The sequence below is a fragment of the Phenylobacterium sp. genome (assembly GCF_965284355.1).
Classification (GTDB): domain Bacteria; phylum Pseudomonadota; class Alphaproteobacteria; order Caulobacterales; family Caulobacteraceae; genus Phenylobacterium.
This window is the reverse complement of sequence record NZ_OZ260078.1, coordinates 3,848,647-3,870,207: the sequence shown is the minus strand read 5'-3', so window position 1 is coordinate 3,870,207 and position 21,561 is coordinate 3,848,647. Positions and strand designations below refer to the sequence as shown.

Here is a 21,561-nt window from a genome sequence, read left to right as displayed (position 1 = left end):
GCCTCAACCCTTCAGGATGGCGTCGACCGAGGCGTTCAGCCTGGTCCATTCCTCGACCAGCCGGTCGAGCACGGCGCGGCCCTCGTCCGAGAGCCGGTAGAAGCGCTTGTTGCGCCGCTCTTCCTCGCGCCATTCGCTGGTCAGCAGGCCCTGCGCCTCCAGCCTGCGCAGCATGGGATAGAGCGCGCCTTCGTCGATCTCGACGCCGGCGTCGCCCAGGGCCTTGCGCAGCGTGTAGCCGTAGTGCTCGGACCTCAGCTGTCCCAGCACGGCCAGGATCAGCGATCCGCGGCGCAACTCCTGGCGAAGCGTTTCGAAAATGTCGGCGTCATTTGGCATCGTGCTGTGCGTCATACACTGTGCGATACACAGTGTCCAGCGCATACTATGTGGCACACAGCATGTGGAGGTGGTGAAGCGACCTGCCCGCATTGACTCGTTAGTATGGCGCCATATTATCAGCTGCCTAACCAGTGGTGCGCGCACATGACATCCGAGATTCCCCTCCTCGACACGCCCGCCCTTGAGGCTCTCGAGCGCCGCAAGGCCGCGATGGGTCATGTCGATGCGGCAGCCGTGGCGGCGGCCCAGGACCTGCTCAGGGCCGCCAAGCACATGCTCGGGTCATTCGGTGACGCCTTCGCCACCCACGGGCTGTCACCTGGTCGCTATTCGGTGCTGATGGCGCTGGACGTCCATCGGCCCCACCTCGCCCCGTCCGAGATCGCCGAACGCCTGGGGGTGACCCGCGCCACGGTCACCGGCCTGATCGACGGCCTGGCCCGCGAAGGCCTGGTGGCCCACACGCTTGATGGCGCCGACCGCCGCCGCAAGGCCATCGCGATCACGGCGCGGGGCGAAGCCCTGCTCGACGTCGTGCTCCCCGACATCTTCGCCAGGATGGCCGATCTGACCGCGCCGCTGTCCGCTGAGGAGCGTGGCCGCGCGGTTCGCCTGTTCGGCAAGATCGAGGATGGTCTCGCCCGGCCCCTCGTCGTCGCAAAACGGGAAAAGGCCTACCCATGAGAATCGCCGCCGCCGACCGCTCCGCGCCCAGCCGCCCGGTGTGGCTCTTCCTGGGGCTCTTGCTTCTGGCCTACGCCGTGGCGGGCAACTGGCTGGTGCTGCCCGGATATCGCCGGTTCCTGGCGCACGAAGACGCAGGCGGCGAGGTCGCACCGCTGGCGCTCGTCTGGGGCGCAGCCCGGACCATCCTCTGGATGTTGTCCTTTCACCTTGGCGCCTTCTGCCTTGCCTGGGCCGCCCTGCGCGCGACCGGTGAGGCTGCGCGAACTTTCAGGCGCTGGTTCGCTCTGGGCGCGGCGGCCTGGATCGGGGTGTGGATGATCCCCGCCCTGCCGGGGCCTTACGCAGCCTTCTTCGCCGCGATCGGGATCGTGATCGCGACGCTGATCTGCGCGGCCTTCGCGCGCGCGGCCCTGAGTGGCGAGCCATTCGCCGACGCCAGGGGCGCCCACTGGCGGGTCGCCAGCGCCTTCTTCTTCGCCCTGGCCACCTGGGACATCTGCGGCCTGGGGAGCGTGGGCGGCATCCTTCGACCGGACTCCGCGGCGCGGTTGGCCAACCAGGACCTCGTGGTCGCGCAAACCACCAAACTGATCATCGAGCTGGCCATCGCGTGGGGCCTGCTCGCCGTCGCCGCGTTCCCGGCCAACGCCCGGCGCTGATCCGATTGCTGCCCACCGGGCCAGGGTCTATCTACGCCGTAAACACAAAGAGGAACCGCCGATGATCCGGGCCGCGCTCGCCTTCGCCGCCGCGCTGATGCTGTCCACTGCCGCCCACGCGGCCGACAAGTACGCGGTCAACAACGGCGTGAAGATCCACTACGTGGCTGAGGGCAAGGGGCCGCTGGTGGTGCTGATCCACGGGTTTCCCGACTACTCCGCGACCTGGAAGCCGCTGACGACCGAGCTCAACAAGGCCGGCTATCGCACCGCCGCCCTGGACACCCGCGGCTACAATCTCTCGGACAAGCCCCAGGGCGAGGCGGCCTACGCCATGCCCAACCTGATCGGCGACGTGGCCGCCGTGATCGCAGCCGAGGGCGAGAAGAACGCCATCGTCATCGGCCACGACTGGGGCGCCGCCATCGCCTGGCAGACCACGTTCGCGCGCCCCGACCTGGTCAACAAGCTGGTAATCCTGAGCGTGCCCCACCCCGCCGGGATGGCCCGCGAACTGGCCACCAACGCCGACCAGCAGAAGAACAGCCAGTACGCCCGCAACTTCCAGAAGGAGGGCTCGGAGAAGATGCTGAGCGCCGAGATGCTGGCCGGCATGGCCACCAAGGACCCCGCGGCTCGGCCGGGCTACATCGAGGCCTTCAAGCGCTCGGACTTCGCCGCGATGATGAACTACTACCGCGCCAACTATCCGCGCGGGACGGGCGCCGACGTCCAGCCCGCGCCGTCCGCTCAACCGAACAACCGCGTGAAGGTCCCGGTGCTCGTCATCCACGGCATGAAGGACACGGCCCTCAACGCCGCCGGCCACTCCGGAACCTGGAACTACGTCGACGCCGACACGACCGTGGTGATGTTCCCGAACGCCGGCCACTTCGTGCAGCACGACGCCGCGCCCCAGGTGAACCGCACCATCCGCGACTGGCTGGACGCCCGCCGCTAACTGTCGCGGGGCATCGCCTCGGCCCAGCGGTCGGAGAACATGTACATCGGCGTGAACACCTCCAGCAGTTCGCGCCCCAGCGGCGTGAGCCCGTAGCCGTCGGCGCGCAACGCGAGAAGCTGGGCGCCGCGCAGGTCGTTGACCCGCGCCTGCAGGACCGACGGCGCCAGCCCGCCCGCCGCGGCGCGAAGCGCCCGCGACGTCAGCGGCCCGTCGCGCAACTCCCAGAGAATCCGCAGGGCCCATCGCCGGCCCAGCAGCTCCAGCAGCGCCATGATCGGCCGCTGGCCGCCCACTCTCAGCATCGCCGGATCATCGCTCACGAAAGGCCCTTGTCATCGCTATCGTTTTCATAGCACCTATGTGCTACGTTATTGATAGCGGAACACACTCCCCATGCCAAGGATCGCGCCCCTCGCCGCGCCCTACCCCGCCGAGATCCAGGGTCACTTCGACCAGGTGATGCCGCCCGGCGTCCCGCCGCTGGTGCTGTTCACAACGCTGGCCAGCAGCGAGCGCGCCTGGAAGAAGTTCCGCGCGGGTTCGCTGCTCGACGGGCGCCTGATCAGCCTGCGTGAGCGGGAGATCGTCATCGACCGGGTGTGCGCCCGGGCCGGCTGCGAGTATGAGTGGGGCGTCCACATCAGCGCCTTCGCCGCGGCGGCCAAGCTGTCGCCCGAGGAGATCGCCGCCACCCTGGCGCCGCCTGGCGCGCCCGGGCCGTGGACGGGGAACGAAGCCGTCCTCGTGGCCACGGTCGACGCGCTGCACGATCGGTCCACGCTCTCCGACGCCGAGTTCGCCGACCTCCAGCGCCACTACAGCCACGACCAGATCCTGGAGATCCTGCTGCTCTGCGGCTCCTACCGCACGGTGGCCTACCTCTCGAACGGCCTGGCCCTGCCGCTGGAAACCACCGCCGCCCGCTTCGCCCAGTACGCGGCCTGACGTCGAACTAGGCCTTGCGCGCGCTGCCCTCCTGGCGCTGACTCCCCCGCCACGAGGAGGAGTGAACCGATGTCGGAACAGAAGGCGCCCGAGCCGCAGGACCTGCCCACGGGTTTCCAGCTTCTCGAGATCGACCCCGAGTTCCGGGCCGACCCCTACCCGCGGCTGGCCGACCTGCAGGCGCGCTGCCCGGTGCGCCACGACCCGGTCCTCGAGTCGGTGGTGGTGACCGGCTACGAGAACGTCCGCGGCGTCGTCAACGACCGCAGCCTCTGGAGGAACCCGGCCCGCGGCAACCCGCGCGCGCTGTTCAGCCGCGTGTCCGAGGGGTCGGGCGACCAGCCGCTCTCGATCCTGTTCATGGACGATCCCGACCACGCCCGAGTGCGCGGCCCGCTGACCCAGGCCTTCTACAAGCGCGCCGCCAAGATGAAGCCCCAGACCGAGACGATCGTCGACGAGGTGCTGGACAGCCTCAGCGGTCGAACCTCGTTCGACATCATCGCCGACTACGGCGTGCCGGTGCCGATCCTGGTCATCGCCGCCGTGCTGGGCATCGAGAAGGCGCGCCTGCGCGAGTTCCGCGAATGGTCCGAGGGCATCATCCTGTCGCTCAATGCCCTGCGCACGCCCGAACAGGACCAGCAGCTGATGGTCGCGGCCCAGGCGCTGGACGCCTTCTTCGCCGAAGCCATGGCTGAGCGCCGGACCCGCCCGCGCGACGACCTGATCACCGACATGGTCCAGCTCCAGGCCGCCGGCGCCCAGCTCTCGGACCAGGAGGTGAGCGTCAACCTCCAGAGCCTGCTGGTGGGCGGCAACCTCACCACCACCGACCTGATCGGCAACGGCGTCCGCGCCTTCCTCACCCACCCCGAGCAACTGGCGGCCCTCAAGGCCGACCCGAAGCTCATCGCGATGGCGGTGGAGGAAATCCTGCGCTGGGACCCGCCCATCACCATGACCAGCCGCATCGCCTCGTGCCCCATGGAGGTCGGCGGCGAGGCGGTGTCCGAGAAGGAGGCGATGATCACCGTGCTGCGCGCCGCCAATCGCGACCCGGCCGTCTACGAGGCGCCCGATCAGTTCGACATCACCCGCAAGCACGTGCCGCACATGGCCTTCGGCGGCGGCGCCCACATCTGCATCGGCGCGCCCCTGGCCCGCATGGAAGGCCAGGTCGCCCTCTGGAAGCTCTTCGAGCGGTTCCCGAACCTGAAACTCGCCGACCAGACCCTGACCTATCGCGCCCTGCCCGGTTTCCGCGGACTGGAGAGCCTGATCGTCGAACCCTAGCCGCTATTCCGCCGCCTCAGCCGCTTCCGGGATGAACTTCGCCATCTTCTCGGCGAAGCCCTTGAGGCACACCTCGGACGGGCCCAGCGGGCCGGTCTCGTAGCCCGAGCTCTCCATGCCTTCCTGCACGCGCCGGATCAGCACGGTGTCCTCGGCGTTGACCTGCCGGTTGATGCGCCAGTTGAGGTACCGCGCCGCCTTCACCTCGCGCCGCGCGTCAGGCCGCACGTAGGCGATCTCACGGATCACCGTCTGGGTGGCCGAGATCGGGATGAACTGCATGAAGTCGATCTGGTCGGGATAGACGTCGAACGCCACGTTCGGCCAGAGCTTGTAATAGTTCCACCGGCGCTGATCGCGGCCCTCCAGGTGGTCGAACTTGGGCAAGAGCGCCTGGTAGTTCCGCTCGACCCAGTTGCTGGACGGCGTCTCGACGATGTCGCCCCACATCTTGTCGACCCACGGCTCGGCCTCGATGCCGTAGCTGGTCCCGAACAGCCGCGTCAGCCCCGGGTGGGCCACGGGGATGTGCAGGCTGTCGGAGTAGTTGTCACCGATGTTCTTCCAGTTCACCGGCCGCGGCCGCAGCGTCACACGGCCCTGCGGCTGCAGGTCGGCCGGGCAGTGCGGCGCAAGCTCGGCGGTGTAGGGCGCCATCATCTCGGCCACGCTGGGCAGGCCCGGCGCGAACCGCACGAAGACGAAGCCCAGGTAGATCTCCTGCTCGATCGGCTTCAGGCCCAGTTCGCCGGGATCGATCCCGTCGAAGCCCTGCCACGGAGGCACGTTGGCCAGCCGCCCGTCCAGCCGATAGCTCCAGGCGTGATACGGGCACACGATCCGGTGGCCGCAGTTGCCCGAATTGCCATCCGCCAGGCGCGACGCGCGATGTCGGCAGACGTTGTGGAACGACCGCACCTCGCCGTCGTCACCGCGCACCGTCAGCACCCGCTCGCCCAGGAAGTCGAACGCCTGGTAGTCGCCGGCCTCGGGGATGTCGTTCAGGTGGCAGACCACCTGCCAGGCCGTCCGAAAGATGGTCTGCCGCTCGCGCTCGAAGAACGCCTCGCTCGTGTACATCCAGGCGGGAAGACTCTGCACCGTCATGGGCGGAGTTCTTCCACGCCCGAACGCGGCCTGCAATCAGGCCCCGACCGTCGCCTTGCCCGCGAACTTCGCCAGGCGGTGGGTGATGATCTCGTCGGCTTCCGACATGATCCGGTCGACCAGTTCCTTCACCGTCGGCACGTCGTGGATCAGGCCCGCGACCATGCCGCAGCTCCAGCCGCCGGCGTCCATGTCCCCGTCCTTCATGATCGCCGGATAGACCCCGGCCACCTCGGGCGCGATGTCGGCGAAGGTGATCTTGTCGCCGAGGGTCCGTTCCTTCTCCAGCAGGCGCTCGACGCCCGCGTTGTTCAGCACCCGCTCGGTGTTGCGCAGCGGGCGCATGATCAGGCGCGTGTCGAGCTCGGTCGCCTTCACCAGGGCGTCCTTCACGTTCTGGTGGATCGGGGCTTCCTTGGTGGCCATGAAGCGGGTGCCCATGTTGACGCCCTCGGCGCCCAGCGCCAGGGCCGCCACCAGCTGGCTGCCGGTCGCGCAGCCGCCCGAGGCCACGAACGGAATCTTCAGCTCCTCGGCCGCACGGGGCAGCAGCACCCAGTTGCCGACGTCGTCCTCGCCCGGGTGGCCGCCGCACTCGAAGCCGTCGACGCTGACCGCGTCACAGCCGATCGCCTCGGCTTTCAGCGAGTGGCGCACCGAGGTGCACTTGTGGATCACCTTGATGCCGGCGTCCTTCAGGCCCGGCAGCCACTTGGCCGGGTTGTTGCCGGCCGTCTCGACCGCCTTCACGCCGCTCTTGATGATCGCCTCGACGAAGCCCGGGTAGTCGGGGGGCGTCACCGCCGGCAGGAAGGTCAGGTTCACGCCGAACGGCTTGTCGGTCATCTCCCGGCAGCGGGCGATCTCCTTGGCCAGGTTCTCGGGCGTCCCCTGCGTCAGGCCGGTGATGATCCCCAGGCCGCCCGCGTTCGACACGGCGGCCGCCATTTCGGCGTAGCCCACCATGTGCATGCCGCCTTGGATGATGGGGTGCTCGATACCGAACAGTTCCGTGATGCGGGTCTTCACAGGGCGTCTCCTTCAAACGTGCGTTTACATTGTATTGGCCCGGCTGGGCTGCGCCCGCAAGCCGCCGCCACGTCAGGTTCAGGCCGATCGGCCGCCCGCCACGGTCCGGCTCGGCGAGAAATCGGCGCGCTCGGAACTTGATCGGTCACGCCCCTTAGGTTGTCGGCGCTACACGTCGGGGTAGTTGAACGTGCCGGGCGTAAGGGTCATGACCGACGATGTGGACATCCTGGTGGGCCGCGCCCTGCGCCGCCGTCGCCGCCTGCTGGGCCTGACCCAGGCGCAGGTCGCCGCGGCCGTGGGCGTCCGCTTCCAGCAGATCCAGAAGTACGAGTGCGCCGGCAACCGCCTGTCGGTCGCCATGCTGTGGAAGCTGGCCTGCGTGCTGGACGTGGACGTCGGCTACTTCTTCGCCGGGCTCCCGCGCGAGGCCGACGGCGACCCGTCGGCCGCCGATCCGCCCCTCCGCTTCGAGCACGCCGCCTGACCGCGCGTTCCCGTTACCTGCCAGGTAATGTGCGGACGCCCCCCTCCCGTGCCAACATCCGCGCAACAAGGGGGAGGTGATCGAGATGGCGGCGTTCCGCATATTGCTGGTCGTGCTGTGGGGCGTGCTCTTCGCCTTCACCGCGGTGGTCATCACCAACCACGGGATGAACCTCATCCCCATCTTCTTCGGCGACATCGCGAAGATGGGCTGGCCCGGCCAGTTCAACCTCGACTTCCTGATGATGCTTGTGCTGTCAGCGCTCTGGACCGCCTGGCGCGGCGGCTTCTCCCCGGCCAGCCTGGCCCTCGCGGTCGTGGCGTTCTTCGGCGGCGCGGGCTTCCTGCTCCCCTACCTCCTGATCCTCACGCTCCAGGCCAAGGGCGACATGGCCACGGTCCTGCTGGGCGTGCGCCGACCCGGCTGATCCTGACAGACTGCTGTCAGCAGGTCTGGCGCACAGAGGTGGCGAACCCTGCCGGGAGAGCCTACCTTGGACGCCATGCCAGCCCCCTCCGCGCCGACGGGTGTCGCCGACATGTCGGCGGCCTTCGACTACGACGAAAACACCATGCCCATGCTCTGGAAGCCGCACCGCCCGGTGCGCCCGGAGAAGAGCGAGGGCGGCCGCAAGTTCAAGCTGAGCAGCGCCTACCAGCCCGCGGGCGACCAACCGACCGCCATCCGCGAGCTGGTGGCCGGCGTCGACGGCGGCGACCGCGACCAGGTCCTCCTGGGCGTCACGGGCTCGGGCAAGACCTTCACCATGGCCAAGATCATCGAGGAGACCCAGCGGCCCGCCCTGATCCTCGCGCCGAACAAGACCCTCGCCGCCCAGCTCTACAGCGAGTTCAAGAGCTTCTTCCCCGAGAACGCGGTCGAGTTCTTCGTCAGCTACTACGACTACTACCAGCCCGAGGCCTACGTGCCGCGGACCGACACCTACATCGAGAAGGACAGCTCGATTAACGAGCAGATCGACCGGATGCGCCACTCGGCCACCCGCGCGATCCTGGAGCGGGACGACGTCATCGTGGTGGCCTCGGTGTCCTGCATCTACGGCATCGGCTCGGTCGAGACCTACTCGGCCATGACCTTCCAGGTGAAGCCGGGCGACCGCATCGACGAGAAGCGGCTGATGGCCGACCTCGTGGCCCTCCAGTACAAGCGCAACGACCAGGCCTTCGAGCGCGGCAGCTTCCGCCGGCGCGGCGACACCCTGGAGATCTTCCCCGCCCACTACGAGGACCGCGCCTGGCGCATCAGCCTGTTCGGCGACGAGATCGAGGCCATCACCGAGTTCGACCCGCTCACCGGCAAGAAGACCGCCGAGCTGGAAGGCGTGAAGATCTACGCCAACAGCCACTACGTGACGCCGCGCCCGACGCTCCGCCAGGCCATCAACCAGATCAAGGTGGAACTCAAGGAGCGCCTCGACTGGCTGGTCGCCAACGGCAAGCTGCTGGAGGCCCAGCGCCTCGAACAGCGCACCACCTTCGACATCGAGATGATCGAGGCCACCGGCTCGTGCGCCGGCATCGAGAACTACAGCCGCTACCTCACCGGCCGCCGGCCGGGCGAGCCGCCGCCCACCTTCTTCGAATACATCCCCGACAACGCCCTGCTGTTCGTCGACGAGAGCCACCAGACGGTGCCGCAGATCGGCGCCATGTACCGGGGCGACTACCGCCGAAAGTTCACCCTGGCCGAATACGGCTTCCGCCTGCCCTCCTGCATCGACAACCGCCCCCTCAAGTTCGAGGAGTGGGACGCCATGCGGCCGGACAGCGTCTTCGTCTCGGCCACCCCCGGCCCGTGGGAAATGGACAAGACCGGCGGCGTCTTCGCCGAGCAGGTGATCCGCCCCACCGGCCTGATCGACCCGCCGGTCGAGGTGAAGCCCGTCTCCAAGGGCGGCTTCAGCCAGGTGGACGACGTGATCGACCAGGTCCGCCAGGTCACGAAGAACGGCTACCGCGCGCTCATCACCGTCCTCACCAAGAAGATGGCCGAGGACCTCACCGAATACATGCACGAGCAGGGCCTGCGCGTACGCTACATGCACTCCGACGTCGACACCCTGGAGCGCATCGAGATCATCCGCGACCTGCGGCTGGGCGCCTTCGACATCCTGGTCGGCATCAACCTGCTGCGCGAAGGCCTCGACATCCCGGAGTGCGGCCTGGTCGCCATCCTCGACGCCGACAAGGAGGGCTTCCTCCGCTCGGAAACCTCGCTGATCCAGACCATCGGCCGCGCCGCCCGGAACGTGGACGGCCGCGTCATCCTCTACGCCGACAGCATCACCGGCTCGATGGAACGGGCCATGGCGGAGACCAAGCGCCGCCGCGAGAAGCAGGAGCAGTACAACCTCGAAAGCGGCATCACGCCCGAGAGCGTCAAGAGCCAGATCAAGGACATCCTCGCCAGCGGCTACGAGAAGGACCACGTCACCGTCTCGGCCGGCGTCGCCGAGAAGGCCGGCGCCTCGTTCGTCGGCAACAACTTCAAGGCCACCCTCAAGGACCTCGAAACACGCATGCGCGAGGCCGCCGCCAACCTCGAATTCGAGGAAGCCGCCCGCCTCCGCGACGAGGTCAAACGCCTCAAGCTCCTCGACCTGGAATTCGCCGCCGACGCCCTCTCTGGGGCCGGCGAAGGCGACGAGGGCCGCCAGGCCGCGAAGCAGATCCGCAGCGAAGTGCGCGCGGAGAAAGCCGAGGAGTTTCGGAAGATGCGCGGGAGAAGGCGGAAGGGGCCCTAAGTTCCTCCCCCGCAGGGGGAGGGGAACCGCGGAACGCGGTGGAGGGGGCTTCCGCCACCGCCTCATCCACCTATCCCGCCAGAGCGCTCAATCGTTGCCAACTCATTGTTTCAGATCCAAGAATTGGATCTGAAACAAGGGAGAAATGGCATGCCGACGTACACCGTGAGGCGACGCGTCGATGCCTACGTCGACTACCTCGCACATGTGGAGGCGGACAATCCTGTCGAGGCCGCCGCCCTGGCTGAGGAACAGGACGGCGACCTTCCCTGGCTACCGGATGGTGTCTGCGAGTTCGACGACCGCATCTTCATTACCCTGGACGCGATCGGCGCCGAGATCGCGGAGACCGAAGTCGCGGCCTAGAGGCCGAAGCGCCTCGGTTAAGGGACGGGTCACCAAACCAGCCAAAGACTCGGTTGTGACTCTCGCAGAGCCCAGCCACCAATGACCGGTAACGACGAGCCCTATCACCGGCCACTCGGGCTCGAAGAGGCCCCGGCGCACTTCGAAAGCGCGTCGCAGAAGGCGCGGGTCGCAACTGAGGTTTGGGCGAGCCGAATGGGGTGCCCCAGCTGCGGTGCGTCGACGCTGGATCGACTTCCAAACAACAGCCCCGTCGCCGACCTGCGCTGCCCCGACTGTGCCGAGGAGTTCGAGCTAAAGAGCAAAAAGGGACGCTTCGGACCGCGGGTGACGGACGGCGCCTACGGCACGATGTGCGCCCGACTGCTCTCGCCCACCAATCCTCACCTCATGCTCCTCGGCTACGACGCGGCGGCGCATGAGGCGACGGACGTTCTGGTCATACCGAAGCACTTCTTCACTCTCGACATGATCGAGAAGCGAAAACCGCTCGCGGCCACCGCGAGGCGTGCCGGCTGGGTGGGCTGCAACATCAACATCTCGCGCGTCCCAGCTGCGGGCCGGATTGCCCTCCTCAAGGATCGCGTTTGGACGCCGCGTGAAGAGGTTCAGCGACGTTGGCAGAGCACCCTCTTCCTCAAAAGCGCGTCGATCGACGCGCGCGGTTGGCTTCTGGAGGTCATGAAGGCCGTCGAAGCCATCGGGCGTCCGGAGTTCACGCTGGACGACGTCTACGCCGCAGAAACGCACCTGCAGCGCGTCTATCCTGAGAACAACAACATCCGCCCGAAGATTCGCCAGCAACTGCAGGTCCTGCGGGATGCGGGCTACCTCGAATTCATAGGGCGCGGACACTACCGCCTCCGCTGACCGGCTCAGCTAACGCGTGCTCCAGCGCTGTCGCGCGCCCCTCGCCCAGCTCACGAAGGCATCGCTAACCGCATCATTTGATGCTACATTCCATGCTCCAGACGAAAGCCGCCGCCATGCGCACGACCCTCGCCCTCGACGATCATCTCCTCGCAGAAGCCGCCAGCCTCACCGGCGTGCGTGAGAAGTCGGCGCTGGTGCGCGAAGCCCTGAAGGCGCTCATCGAGCGGGAGGGCGCGCGACGGCTGGCGCGCCTCGGCGGAACTCAGCCCGATCTCGAGGTCCCGGCGCGCCGACGCTGACCGATGGTCCTGGTCGACACGTCCGTCTGGGTCGCACATCTACGCGCGGGCGACGCCAACCTCGCCGCGCTTCTGAACGCGGGACAAGTGCTGAGCCATCCGTTCGTCATCGGCGAACTGGCCATGGGCAATCTGCGGGACCGCGCCGGCCTGCTGGCCGACCTGGGCCGCCTGCCCCGCGCGGAGGTCGCGACCGACGCCGAAGTTCGCGCGCTCATCGAGGCTGAGGCTCTGCACGGCCTGGGCATCGGATACGTCGACGCCCACCTCCTGGCGTCGGTCCGCCTGACGCGGGATGCGCGCCTGTGGACGCAGGATCGCCGGCTCGCGGACATCGCAACCCGAATGCGGGTCGCTTAGATCGCCCCCGCCGTTAACGACACACTGTGTCCCCGGCGCCCCACTCATAGCTGACAGAGAGTTAACTGGCGCCGTTCATGCGGCTGACAGGGAACCTGTGCTGTTTTCGCTCGTAGATTGAAAGCAGCCGGGGCGGTCTGGCAGCGATCCAAAGGGGATTGCGGACCGTATGTAACTTGGGTGCGAAAGTTTGAGGACCATCAGGATGTCACCGTCTCTCAGTGTGGTCGCCGACAACGACCTGAAAACTGTCCTTCCGAAAGCCGAGACCGTCGCGCAGCGCGTCCAGCGCCTGCAGGCGGAAGCCCGGCAGCTCGCCAAGGATCACGTCAAGGCGCTCACGACCGCCATGGTCGGGCTCGAAGAGCTGGCCGCCGAGATCGCCGAAGGTGGCGACGCCTATTCCCCCGGCGTGCGCGACGTCGCCCGCCGCCTGGCCGAAGACCTGGACAGCCGCGTCCAGACCCTCGAAGCCATCGTCGCCCGCGCCTAGGCGCCCCGACTGTCCCACTGCGGCACGCCGGCGCGGACGGGCGCCGGGCCGCGGGACGGCTTCCAGAAGCCTGCGCGCGGTCGCGCAGCCCCACGGTGCGGCGCTGAAGCCCGCCCGCAGACCCGTTCCTCCCCTCCCCCAGAACGTCATGGCCGGGCCTGTCCCGGCCACCCAGATACGAGGCGCTGGCCGCAGGGCGCACGGCCGTCCCGCCCGCGCCCTCTCCGGAAACGGCGGCGCTTCTGGGTGGCCGGGACAAGCCCGGCCATGACGATCTGAAAGAGAATTGGAAGCGAGGCGCGGTTCTACGACCGTTTCTGTCGTACCCCCATGTTCCACTCGCGATCATGTCCGAGCCCGCGCCCGACATCTTCGAGGAAGACCAGCTGCTGGCCCGCGCGGCCCGCATGGACTTCGCCTTCGCCGAGCGCCTCCACAACAAGGCGCTCGCCACCGAAGAGGTGGCCGAACTCTCCGACCTGGCCCGCGCCTACACCCGGCTCACCCGTTCACTCCGCCAGACGCTCGCCCTGCTCAGCAAGCTGAGGGCCGACCGCGCCATGGCCGAACGCGAGGCGCCGCGCCGTTCCGCACGAGATCTCCATGACCAGGCCATCGATGAGCGCACCGCGCTGGTGCAGGACGCCGTCGAGCGGGTGATCTCCGCCGCCGCGGATGGCGACGAGACGCTCCACACCGACTGGTGTCACCGCTTCGACCGCGAAGTGGACGACTGGACCGAGAAGCCCGACTGGATCGTGGACGACGTCGACGCCGTCATCCGCCGCGTCTGCAAGACCCTGGGCCTCCCCGACGACTACGCCCAACGCTGGCGAGACCTGCCGGCCCCCACCTTCTTCCCCGACCCCGAGCCCGCCACACCCGAAGACATCGCCGCCGCCAACGCCGCCGCCCGCGCCTTCACCGCCGGCCTGCGGCCCATGGCCCCGGACCCCGCGCCTCGAGGGACCAGCCCCCGACGCCCCCACTGGCGCCCCTCCGGCTGACGCGCCGCCCGCGCGAAGCGCCCTAAATCCAAACCACGAAATACACGAAATACACGAAAGCGAGCCGGCTCCCGCCGCCCGCGGGTCGCCTCATGCCCTTTCGTGTATTTCGTGTATTTCGTGGTTGAATCCAAACAGCGCCTGCGGCGCGGCGCTCAGGCCACCAGGTCGCGGAACTCCGGGCTTCGCCGCAGCCAGGCCGCCGCATAGCCGCAGATGGGCGTGATCTTCAGCCCCTGATCGCGGGCCTCGGCCGACAGCGCCGCCATCAGCCGCCCCGAGGCGCCGCTGCCGCGCAGGGGCACGGGGCTGAAGACGTAGTCGATGTAGAGACGATCGCCCGTCTTCCGATAGTCGGCGTAGGAGGTGTGCCCCGCCTCGTCCATTTCGTAGCGCTCGCCCGTGTCGCGAAGTGCGCCTGGCGTCCGTTCTGACATTGATCGCATTCCCGTGACCGTTAGGTTCGATGCTGGGGAACGCGAACGGAGAGATCAAGATGCGTGTCGTTGCTGTGCTGGGCGTCGGGCTGCTGGCCCTGGCCGCCTGTTCGAAGCCGGAAGAGAAGGCCGCCACGGCCGACGGCGCGGGGGCTGCGGCCTCGGCGCCCTCAGGCCCCATCGCCGCGCCCAAGCGCAAGCCCGGCCTCTGGCTGCAGACGGTCAGCTCGACCGCGGGCAGCCAGGAGACAAAGCTCTGCCTCGACGAGTCCACCGAGGCCAAGATGACGGTCTGGGGCCAGGCCGCGGGCAAGGACATCTGCGCCAAGAACACCATCACGCCGATGGCGGGCGGCTGGCGCATCGAGTCCGAGTGCGACTTCGGCGAGGCCGGCAAGAACGTCTCGACCGGCACGATCACCGGCGACTTCAACACGAAGTACGTCCTGAAGATGTCCACCACCACCACCGGCGCGAAGATGCTGCAGATGAACGGCACGCAGGAGATGGAGATGACCGGCGTCTGGCAGGGCGCGTGTCCGGCCGGCATGAAGCCCGGCGACATGACGCTGCCGGGCGGCGCGACGATCAACATCAACGACGTGGCGGCGCTGGGCGGAAAATAGTCGGCCGGCGTGTCGGGACGGGGGCGGCCACGCCGTCCTTGGGGGCATAAGTCGAACCACGAGTCCCCCAGGAGAAAGCGTATGACCACCCCCGTCGAGCTCGCCCCGAACAACGAGCGCGAGCTGGTGCTCGCCCGGATCGTCGACGCCACGCCGGAGCAGGTCTACCGCTGCTGGAGCACGCCCGAGCTCTATCCGCGGTGGTTCTGCCCGCCGCCCTGGCGCGCGGAGGCGACCCGCATGGAACTGCGCCCCGGCGGCGCCGCCGAGACCACGATGTACGGGCCCGACGGCGAGGTCGTCCCGAACCCGGGCGTCTATCTGGAGGTCGTTCCGAACCGGAAGCTGGTGTTCACCGATGCCTACACCGAAGGTTGGGTCCCGGCGCAGGACGGCGGCATGATGACCGCCGTGGTCACGTTCGAGCCGCACGGTGCGGGCCAGACCCTCTACGTGGCCCGCGTCGGCCACCCCACCGTCGAAAAGCGGCGGCAGCACGAGGAGATGGGCTTCCACGACGGCTGGGGCGCCGTGGCCGAGCAGATGGAGGCGTTGGCGAAGACGCTCTAGGCCAGCTCCACCGCCATGGCCGTCGCCTCGCCGCCGCCGATGCACAGCGAGGCGACGCCGCGCTTCCCGCCCCGCGCTTCCAGCGCCGACAGCAGCGTCGCCAGGATCCGCGCCCCGGACGCCCCGATCGGGTGGCCCAGGGCGCAGGCGCCGCCGTTGACGTTGAGCTTCGCCCGGTCGATCCCCAGGTCGCGCTCGGCGATCATGGCGACCACGGCGAACGCCTCGTTGATCTCGAACAGGTCGACGTCGTTCACGCTCCAGCCGGCGCGCTTCAGGGCCTTCTGGACCGCGGGGACCGGAGCGGTGGTGAACAGGCCGGGCTCGTGGGCGTGGGCCGCGTGGGCGGCGACGCGCGCCACGATCTTCATCCCCAGCTTCCGGGCCACGCTCTCGCGGGTCATCACCAGGGCCGCGGCGCCGTCCGAGATGGAGCTGGCGTTGGCCGCCGTGATCGTCCCGTCCTTGGCGAAGGCGGGCTTGAGCGTCGGGATCTTGGCCGGATCGGCCTTCAGCGGCTGCTCGTCCGTGTCGACGACCACGTCGCCCTTGCGACCCGACACCGTCACAGGCGTGATCTCGCGCCGGAACGCCCCGCTCTCGATGGCCGCCTTGGCCTTGGCGAGGCTGCCGATGGCGTACTCGTCCTGCGCCTCGCGCGTGAACTGGTAGCTCTTGGCCGACTCCTCGGCGAAGCTGCCCATGAGGCGGCCAGGCTCGTAGGCGTCTTCAAGCCCGTCGAGGTACATGTGGTCGAACATCGTGTCGTGGCCGATGCGCGCGCCGCCGCGATGCTTGGTCATCAGGTAGGGCGCGCCGGTCATGCTCTCCATGCCGCCCGCCACGATCACGTCGACGCTGCCGGCGGCCAGCGCGTCGTGCGCCAGGATCGCGGCCTGCATGCCCGAGCCGCACATCTTGTTGATGGTCGTGGCCTCGACCGACTTGGGCAGCCCCGCGCCCAGGGCCGCCTGCCGCGCCGGCGCCTGGCCCAGCCCGGCGGGCAGGACGCAGCCCATGACGATCTGCTCGATGGCGTCGGGCGACACGCCCGCGCGCTCGACAGCGGCCTTCACCGCCGCGGAGCCCAGGTCGGTGGCCTTCACGCCGGTGAGGACGCCCTGGAAACCGCCCATGGGCGTGCGGGCATACGAAGCGATGACGACGGGATCGGAGGTGTGGGTCATGGCCGGCATATAGCCTTCCCTCCCCTTCATGGGGAGAGGCGCAGCTACGGACGCCGCGTGGTGATGTCGGAGTAAGGCCCGCCGTCGCGGATGGTCTTGTTCCGATAGATCACGGCGCCCACCACGTTCGGCCGCTGCCGGATCGCCGCGCAGAACTCAGGGAACAGGTCGGAAGGCAGCCAAAGGCACGGCGCCCTGGGATCCTCTTCGCAGGCGATGTCCACAAGCTGGCGAACGTCCATGATCGCGGACGGTATCACATGCCCGCTGCGACCGCTTCTGACGCACGCGCCCGCCATGTTCGCGGGCGAGACGCAGGAGAGCTCAGTGGTTGCGCACCGTGCCCACGATGAACCCGCCGCCCAGCACCCGGGACGGCTCGTCCGGATCGTACAGAACGCAGGCCTGACCGGGCGCGACGCCTTCCTCGGGCGCGCCGAACACCAGCCCGGGCTGGCCGTCGACCACGCCCAGGCGGGCCGGCGCCGGCTCTCGCGTCGAGCGCACGCGCGCCAGGACGCTGCGCTGACGCGACATGGCGTCCTCGATCGTCGGCCCGTCGCCGATCCAGTTGGTTTCCTTCAGCGACAGCGCACGCGTCAGCAGGGCCTCGCGCGGCCCCACGATCACCTGGCGCGCATCGGCGTCGATCCGCACCACGAACAGCGGGTCGCCCACGGCCACGTTCAGCCCGCGCCGCTGGCCGATCGTGTAGCGCGTCACGCCCTCGTGACGGCCCAACACGCGGCCGTCCATGTGCACGATGTCGCCCGGCTCGGCGCCGTGCGGGCGCAGCCGGTCGATGACGGTGGTGTAGCGGCCCTCCGGCACGAAGCAGATGTCCTGACTGTCGGGCTTGTCGGCCACCGCCAGCCCAAGCTCGGTCGCCGCCGCCCTCACCGCCGGCTTGGGCAGACCGCCCAGGGGGAAGCGCAGATAGGCCAGCTGTTCCGCGGTCGTCGCGAACAGGAAGTACGACTGGTCGCGCGCCGGATCGACGGCCCGATGCAATTCCGGCCCGTTCGGCCCCACTTCGCGGCGCACATAGTGGCCGGTGGCCATGGCTTCGGCGCCCAGGTCGCGGGCGACGTCCAGCAGGTCCCGGAACTTCACCGTCTGATTGCAGCGGATGCAGGGAATGGGCGTCTCGCCGCGCAGATAGCTGTCGGCGAAGTCCTCGATCACCTGCTGCTTGAAGCGGCTCTCGTAGTCCAGGACGTAGTGCGGGATGCCGATGGCGTCGGCGGCCGTGCGGGCGTCGTGGATGTCCTGGCCGGCGCAGCAGGCGCCCTTCTTCTGGATCGCCGCGCCGTGGTCGTAGAGCTGCAGGGTGACGCCCACCACGTCATAGCCGGCGCGGGCCAGCAGCGCAGCGGTCACGGTGGAGTCCACGCCGCCCGACATGGCGGCCACGATCCGGGTCCCGACGGGCAGGCGCACGGCGTCGCGCGCGGCCTCGATCAGGCCGTCGCTCAGGCGGTCGGAGGCGAGGACCGGGGCGTTCATGACCGCCATATAGTCCTCTCTCCTCCGGATGGGGAGAGCGGACAGCGCCGCAGCCGCTTGGACGAGCGCCTTGCGAGCCGACGCGGCGCCCTAGCGCAGCACGTTCAGCAGCGAGGAGTCCTTGAGCGACTGGAACACATAGGCCGCCGACTGCACCGACAGCTGGGCGGTCTGCAGCTCGGCCGCAGCCTGGGCCATGTCGGCGTCGGTGATGTCGCCGATCATGCCCGCGAGCGCGTTCTGGCGGCTCTCCAGGTCGGTGAACACCGTCTCGAGGCGCTTCTGATTGGTGCCGTTGTAGGCGGCGATGTTGGTCACGTCGGTGCGGACGCTGTCCCAGACGCTGAGCTGGCCCTCGAGGAACGTCCGCTGGGCGTCGGTCATCGCGCCGGTGAAGGGGCCGTTGGCGCCTTCCTGGAACGCCTGGAAGCTCTGGAAGGCGGTCAGCATCGCCGTGCCCAGGTCGTCGGCCAGGATGCCGGTGTTGATGGTCGTGGCCTCGTCCAGCTTGGCGGTCACCTGGAACTGATCGTTCAGGAAGAAGCTGGCGATCGTCGGGCCGGCGGTCAGCTGCGAGAGGGTGATGACGCTCACCGGCCGGGTGTCGACCTGGCCGCCGGCGAACAGATACTTGCCGCCATAGCGGCCGTTCATGCCCTCGACCGCGTTGCTGAGCTGGGCCTGGACGTCCTCGACCAGGGTGTCGACGCGGCCCGAGGCGATGGCGTCCGAGAAGATCTGGCGCACCGCCTGCGCGGCGTCGGCCACGCGCACGATGCCGGTATTCTGGGTCGCCAGCTTGTCGGCCAGGAGCTTGCTCTGTTCCTGGAAGGCCGAGAGCCGGGTCTGGACCGTCCGCATGGCGGTGAGCAGCTCGGAGGACTTGGCGTAGTCCTTCAGGTCGTCGCCGTTCTTCTGTGTGGCGACCTTGTTGCCGGCGTCCTGCTGGCGCTGCTGGGCGGCGAGCAGGTTGGCGAGGACGGCGGCGTAGTTGCCGGGTGTGGTGACGCGGGTGACCATGGCGGACTCCTCAGACCATGTTCACCAGGACCTCGAAGAGGTCGCTGGCGGCCTGGATCATGCGGGCGGAGGCGTTGAACGCCTGTTGATAGGTGGTGAGGTTCACAAGCTCTTCGTCGAGGTTCACGCCCTCGACGGCCTGGCGCCGGTTGGTGGCCTCGCGGGCGACGCCCTCGGCGCTTTCCTTGCGGGTCTCGGCCGCGGCGGCCACGCGGCCGACCGTGCCGCCAAACTCCGAGGCGTAACGGCTGAGCGACATGGTCACCTGGCCCAGCGAGCCGGCGGCCTGGAACAGGGTCGAGGTTTCGCCGGCCCCGGCGATGGCGAGCGCGCCCTGCCCGTCGCCCGGCCGGACGGCGACCTGGCCGACGGCCGCCGCCGTGTCGAGCTTGCCCGCCGCCAGCTTGGTGGGATCGGACTGCAGGGCCGGGTTCAGCGCAAACTGGCTGGCCCGCGACGCCCGCGCCTGGACGCCCAGGCCGAAGAACTGGCTGATCGAGGGGCCGCCCGCGCCGCGCTCGGTGTTGTCGGTGGCGACCGAGAGCTTGGCGTTCAGCGGCGCCGAGCCGGCGAACGTGAGCACCCCGTTGCTGTCGAGGCTGAACGCGCCATAGAGGCCCACGCCGGTCGCGTTGTTGTTCAGCGAGTTGAGCAGGTCGCTCATGTTCGCCGCCGCCGGGACGGTGACGTTCACGTCCCGGATCGGCCGGCCGTCGGGATGGGACAGCCGCAGCGAGATCTGGTCGCCGGGCGTAAAGCCGTGCGGGCTCGCCGCCGTGAGACCGGTGGCGTAGTTGGCCTGGCCCGTCGTCTTGATGAGGTCGTTCAGGCCGAAGAAGTGCGAGAAGGCGCGGCCGGCCTTGTTCGACGTGCCCTCGTCGATGGCCAGCCCGTTGCCGCCGGTGGCGTTCAGGGTCAGGGCGCCGCCGGAGAAGGTGGCGTTGCCGAAGCCGGTCAGCGCGGTGTTCAGGTCGGCCAGGAACGTCGCCGGCGTGAAGGCCGTCGCGGCGCCGCCGTTGACCGACATGGTGCCCGCGGTGAAGTTCACGGTGATCGAGCGCTGCATCACGCCCGCGGCGTTCACGATGGCGATCGTCGAGGTTCCGGTGAAGCCAGTGACGGCGGTCGTCAGGTCGAGTCCCGTGTTGCGGCCGGCCATGGTCGCCGGCGGCGGGTAGGCCGCCGCGTCGTTGTGCGCGGCGTTCAGCTGATCGACCGCCTTGGAAACGAACTCGCCCAACTGCTCGTAGATCTTGGGCAGTTCCACGTCGCGCAGCTCGGTCAGGCCCTTCAGCTCGCCGCTGGTCAGCTCGATCGGCTGTTCCAAGGTGCTGTTGGCCGGAAGGGCGGTGATATAGCCGGGCGTCGAGTCCGTGGAGACGTAGTTCAGCTTTGCCGGCTGGTCTCCGGCGAGCAGGACGCCCTCGGCCGAGCGCACGTCGACGCCACCGCCGTCGCGACCCGCGATCCTGACGTTCATCAACCCGGACAGTTCGTCCAGCAGCTGGCTCTGGATGTTCTCGGAGCCCGAGGCGTCGGCCCCCACCAGGCTTGCGCGCTTGATGTCGGCATTGAGGACCGAGATCTGCTCCAGCAGGTGATTGGCGCGGTCGATGCCTGCGGTGATGCGGGTCTCGACGGTGTCGCCCAGCGAGACGAGCTGGCTGTTGATGCGGTCGGCCTCGGTCAGGAAATCCTGGACGTTCGACAGCGCCTGGCCGCGCAACAGGGTCGAGGACGGGTCATCGGCCACCGTCGAGAAGCCGGCGAAAATCTTGTCCAGACGGTTGAAGAAGAACCCGTCGTTGCCCGGATTGCCGAACAGGCTCTGGGCGTTGTCGAGGTACTCCGCCACCGCGTCCCAGCGCTTGGCGTCGGACGCCGCGGTCAGCGAGGCCAGCTGCAGGTACTGATCGGTGACGCGGCGGATACCGCCGATCTTCACGCCCATGCCGGCGCCGTTGACGACCAGGGACTCCTGATCGACCGCCTTCCGCACGTACCCGGGCGTGTTCACGTTGGAAATGTTGTCCGAGACCGTGCGCAGCGACGCCTGCGCGGCCTGCAGGCCGGAAGACGCGGTGCGGAGAGTGGCGCTCAGCGACATGGATCAGGGCTCCGCCCGGCAAAGGCTGACGCATGACCCGGCGGATTCTGCCGAGGCATTGGTGAACGCACACGCGTCAGGCCGGAATTTCTTCAATATTTTCAGCATGGTCCTTCTCTGGACCCAAGGGGTTGGAGAATGAGAGCGCAAGAGCGGCGCCAGTTTCTGAAGGGGCATGCCAAACGGCGCCGAAAGCATGCGACAGGCCAACCCTACAGACCGGCAGGGAATGCCTGATGCGGTCGTCGGCGGCCCGGCAATTTCCTCCACGAGCTGCGGATGGGCGTGCAGTGGACCGGCAAATAGTCTCGAAAATTCAACAAACTGACCAACTGGCGCGGTCGTTGCTCGGTGCTTGTCGAATGTTGGGCGCAGGACGCGCCGCTCCTCACATCGAAGCCCTCGCTTCCCAAGGCCTCATGACCGCGTC

Annotated in this window: 26 protein-coding genes; 16 read left to right on the top strand and 10 right to left on the bottom strand. The window is 68.5% G+C overall.

What is annotated here, in order from left to right:
- Positions 1 to 3 precede the first annotated feature (3 nt).
- Entirely contained in the window at positions 4 to 339 is a 336-nt protein-coding gene (locus ACQ66R_RS19095) for a PadR family transcriptional regulator (RefSeq protein WP_293359398.1), read from the bottom strand.
- A 147-nt stretch (positions 340 to 486) separates the two neighbouring features.
- Here ACQ66R_RS19095 and ACQ66R_RS19090 point away from each other — a divergent pair, with 147 nt between their 5' ends.
- The 3 genes from ACQ66R_RS19090 to ACQ66R_RS19080 all read left to right on the top strand — a co-directional run bounded on the left by ACQ66R_RS19090 (position 487) and on the right by ACQ66R_RS19080 (position 2,649).
- Complete coding sequence (locus tag ACQ66R_RS19090; RefSeq protein WP_430424491.1) at positions 487 to 1,026, top strand: MarR family winged helix-turn-helix transcriptional regulator; 540 nt, start codon at positions 487 to 489, stop codon at positions 1,024 to 1,026.
- The gene (locus tag ACQ66R_RS19085) at positions 1,023 to 1,688 is read left to right on the top strand and encodes a hypothetical protein (RefSeq protein WP_430424489.1); all 666 of its coding nucleotides are present in this window, start codon (positions 1,023 to 1,025) and stop codon (positions 1,686 to 1,688) included. Before ACQ66R_RS19090 ends, ACQ66R_RS19085 begins: the two co-directional genes overlap by 4 nt.
- A gap of 61 nt (positions 1,689 to 1,749) precedes the next feature.
- Positions 1,750 to 2,649, top strand: coding sequence for an alpha/beta fold hydrolase (locus tag ACQ66R_RS19080; RefSeq protein WP_430424487.1), 900 nt, complete (start codon positions 1,750 to 1,752; stop codon positions 2,647 to 2,649).
- Here the strand turns inward: ACQ66R_RS19080 and ACQ66R_RS19075 are convergent.
- Positions 2,646 to 2,972, bottom strand: coding sequence for a winged helix-turn-helix transcriptional regulator (locus ACQ66R_RS19075; RefSeq protein WP_430424485.1), 327 nt, complete (start codon positions 2,970 to 2,972; stop codon positions 2,646 to 2,648). The genes ACQ66R_RS19080 and ACQ66R_RS19075 overlap by 4 nt on opposite strands.
- Positions 2,973 to 3,045: 73 nt before the next feature.
- Between ACQ66R_RS19075 and ACQ66R_RS19070 the strand changes: the two genes are divergently transcribed.
- Complete coding sequence (locus ACQ66R_RS19070; protein ID WP_430424483.1) at positions 3,046 to 3,597, top strand: carboxymuconolactone decarboxylase family protein; 552 nt, start codon at positions 3,046 to 3,048, stop codon at positions 3,595 to 3,597.
- A gap of 69 nt (positions 3,598 to 3,666) precedes the next feature.
- Positions 3,667 to 4,893 (top strand): cytochrome P450, encoded by a 1,227-nt coding sequence (locus ACQ66R_RS19065; RefSeq protein ID WP_430424481.1) that lies wholly within the window; start codon positions 3,667 to 3,669, stop codon positions 4,891 to 4,893.
- Positions 4,894 to 4,896: 3 nt separating this feature from the next.
- On the opposite strand, the gene ACQ66R_RS19060 is transcribed toward ACQ66R_RS19065, so the two are convergent.
- On the bottom strand, positions 4,897 to 6,000 hold the full coding sequence (locus ACQ66R_RS19060) for an aromatic ring-hydroxylating oxygenase subunit alpha (protein WP_430424479.1): 1,104 nt from the start codon (positions 5,998 to 6,000) through the stop codon (positions 4,897 to 4,899).
- 36 nt (positions 6,001 to 6,036) lie between these two features.
- Entirely contained in the window at positions 6,037 to 7,029 is a 993-nt protein-coding gene (locus tag ACQ66R_RS19055; RefSeq protein ID WP_430424477.1) for an NAD(P)H-dependent flavin oxidoreductase, read from the bottom strand.
- A 208-nt stretch (positions 7,030 to 7,237) separates the two neighbouring features.
- On the opposite strand from ACQ66R_RS19055, the gene ACQ66R_RS19050 reads away from it, so the two are divergent.
- The 9 genes from ACQ66R_RS19050 (at position 7,238) to ACQ66R_RS19010 (ending at position 13,678) form a co-directional block, all read left to right on the top strand.
- A complete protein-coding gene (locus tag ACQ66R_RS19050; protein ID WP_430424475.1) occupies positions 7,238 to 7,516 on the top strand; it encodes a helix-turn-helix domain-containing protein in 279 nt (92 codons plus the stop codon).
- A gap of 85 nt (positions 7,517 to 7,601) precedes the next feature.
- Positions 7,602 to 7,943, top strand: coding sequence for a hypothetical protein (locus ACQ66R_RS19045; protein WP_430424473.1), 342 nt, complete (start codon positions 7,602 to 7,604; stop codon positions 7,941 to 7,943).
- A 75-nt stretch (positions 7,944 to 8,018) separates the two neighbouring features.
- Positions 8,019 to 10,280: an excinuclease ABC subunit UvrB gene (gene uvrB / locus ACQ66R_RS19040; protein ID WP_430426357.1), complete on the top strand. Its 2,262-nt coding sequence runs from the start codon at positions 8,019 to 8,021 to the stop codon at positions 10,278 to 10,280.
- Between the two features lie 150 nt (positions 10,281 to 10,430).
- Positions 10,431 to 10,646 carry a hypothetical protein gene (locus tag ACQ66R_RS19035; RefSeq protein WP_430424471.1) on the top strand — a complete coding sequence of 72 codons (216 nt, stop codon included), beginning with the start codon at positions 10,431 to 10,433 and terminating at the stop codon, positions 10,644 to 10,646.
- An 81-nt stretch (positions 10,647 to 10,727) separates the two neighbouring features.
- On the top strand, positions 10,728 to 11,516 hold the full coding sequence (locus ACQ66R_RS19030) for a DpnI domain-containing protein (RefSeq protein WP_430424469.1): 789 nt from the start codon (positions 10,728 to 10,730) through the stop codon (positions 11,514 to 11,516).
- 92 nt (positions 11,517 to 11,608) lie between these two features.
- Entirely contained in the window at positions 11,609 to 11,818 is a 210-nt protein-coding gene (locus tag ACQ66R_RS19025) for a type II toxin-antitoxin system VapB family antitoxin (RefSeq protein WP_430424467.1), read from the top strand.
- Between the two features lie 3 nt (positions 11,819 to 11,821).
- Entirely contained in the window at positions 11,822 to 12,178 is a 357-nt protein-coding gene (locus tag ACQ66R_RS19020) for a type II toxin-antitoxin system VapC family toxin (RefSeq protein ID WP_430424465.1), read from the top strand.
- Positions 12,179 to 12,383: 205 nt separating this feature from the next.
- Entirely contained in the window at positions 12,384 to 12,671 is a 288-nt protein-coding gene (locus tag ACQ66R_RS19015) for a hypothetical protein (RefSeq protein ID WP_293361488.1), read from the top strand.
- A 347-nt stretch (positions 12,672 to 13,018) separates the two neighbouring features.
- Positions 13,019 to 13,678, top strand: a complete 660-nt coding sequence (locus ACQ66R_RS19010) for a hypothetical protein (protein WP_430424463.1) — start codon at positions 13,019 to 13,021, stop codon at positions 13,676 to 13,678.
- Between the two features lie 155 nt (positions 13,679 to 13,833).
- On the opposite strand, the gene ACQ66R_RS19005 is transcribed toward ACQ66R_RS19010, so the two are convergent.
- Positions 13,834 to 14,115 carry a GNAT family N-acetyltransferase gene (locus tag ACQ66R_RS19005; protein ID WP_430424461.1) on the bottom strand — a complete coding sequence of 94 codons (282 nt, stop codon included), beginning with the start codon at positions 14,113 to 14,115 and terminating at the stop codon, positions 13,834 to 13,836.
- 59 nt (positions 14,116 to 14,174) lie between these two features.
- Here ACQ66R_RS19005 and ACQ66R_RS19000 point away from each other — a divergent pair, with 59 nt between their 5' ends.
- A complete protein-coding gene (locus ACQ66R_RS19000) occupies positions 14,175 to 14,741 on the top strand; it encodes a DUF3617 domain-containing protein (protein WP_430424459.1) in 567 nt (188 codons plus the stop codon).
- 81 nt (positions 14,742 to 14,822) lie between these two features.
- Positions 14,823 to 15,311, top strand: coding sequence for an SRPBCC family protein (locus ACQ66R_RS18995; RefSeq protein WP_430424458.1), 489 nt, complete (start codon positions 14,823 to 14,825; stop codon positions 15,309 to 15,311).
- Here the strand turns inward: ACQ66R_RS18995 and ACQ66R_RS18990 are convergent.
- The 5 genes from ACQ66R_RS18990 to flgK all read right to left on the bottom strand — a co-directional run bounded on the left by ACQ66R_RS18990 (position 15,308) and on the right by flgK (position 21,131).
- Complete coding sequence (locus ACQ66R_RS18990) at positions 15,308 to 16,498, bottom strand: acetyl-CoA C-acyltransferase (protein ID WP_430426355.1); 1,191 nt, start codon at positions 16,496 to 16,498, stop codon at positions 15,308 to 15,310. The two genes, ACQ66R_RS18995 and ACQ66R_RS18990, sit on opposite strands and share 4 nt — an antisense overlap.
- A gap of 44 nt (positions 16,499 to 16,542) precedes the next feature.
- Positions 16,543 to 16,740: a hypothetical protein gene (locus tag ACQ66R_RS18985; protein ID WP_430424456.1), complete on the bottom strand. Its 198-nt coding sequence runs from the start codon at positions 16,738 to 16,740 to the stop codon at positions 16,543 to 16,545.
- An 82-nt stretch (positions 16,741 to 16,822) separates the two neighbouring features.
- Positions 16,823 to 18,013, bottom strand: a complete 1,191-nt coding sequence (gene mnmA / locus ACQ66R_RS18980; RefSeq protein WP_430424454.1) for a tRNA 2-thiouridine(34) synthase MnmA — start codon at positions 18,011 to 18,013, stop codon at positions 16,823 to 16,825.
- Between the two features lie 81 nt (positions 18,014 to 18,094).
- On the bottom strand, positions 18,095 to 19,024 hold the full coding sequence (locus ACQ66R_RS18975; protein ID WP_430424452.1) for a flagellin: 930 nt from the start codon (positions 19,022 to 19,024) through the stop codon (positions 18,095 to 18,097).
- Between the two features lie 10 nt (positions 19,025 to 19,034).
- The gene (flgK, locus tag ACQ66R_RS18970; RefSeq protein ID WP_430424450.1) at positions 19,035 to 21,131 is read right to left on the bottom strand and encodes a flagellar hook-associated protein FlgK; all 2,097 of its coding nucleotides are present in this window, start codon (positions 21,129 to 21,131) and stop codon (positions 19,035 to 19,037) included.
- Between the last annotated feature and the right edge of the window lie 430 nt (positions 21,132 to 21,561).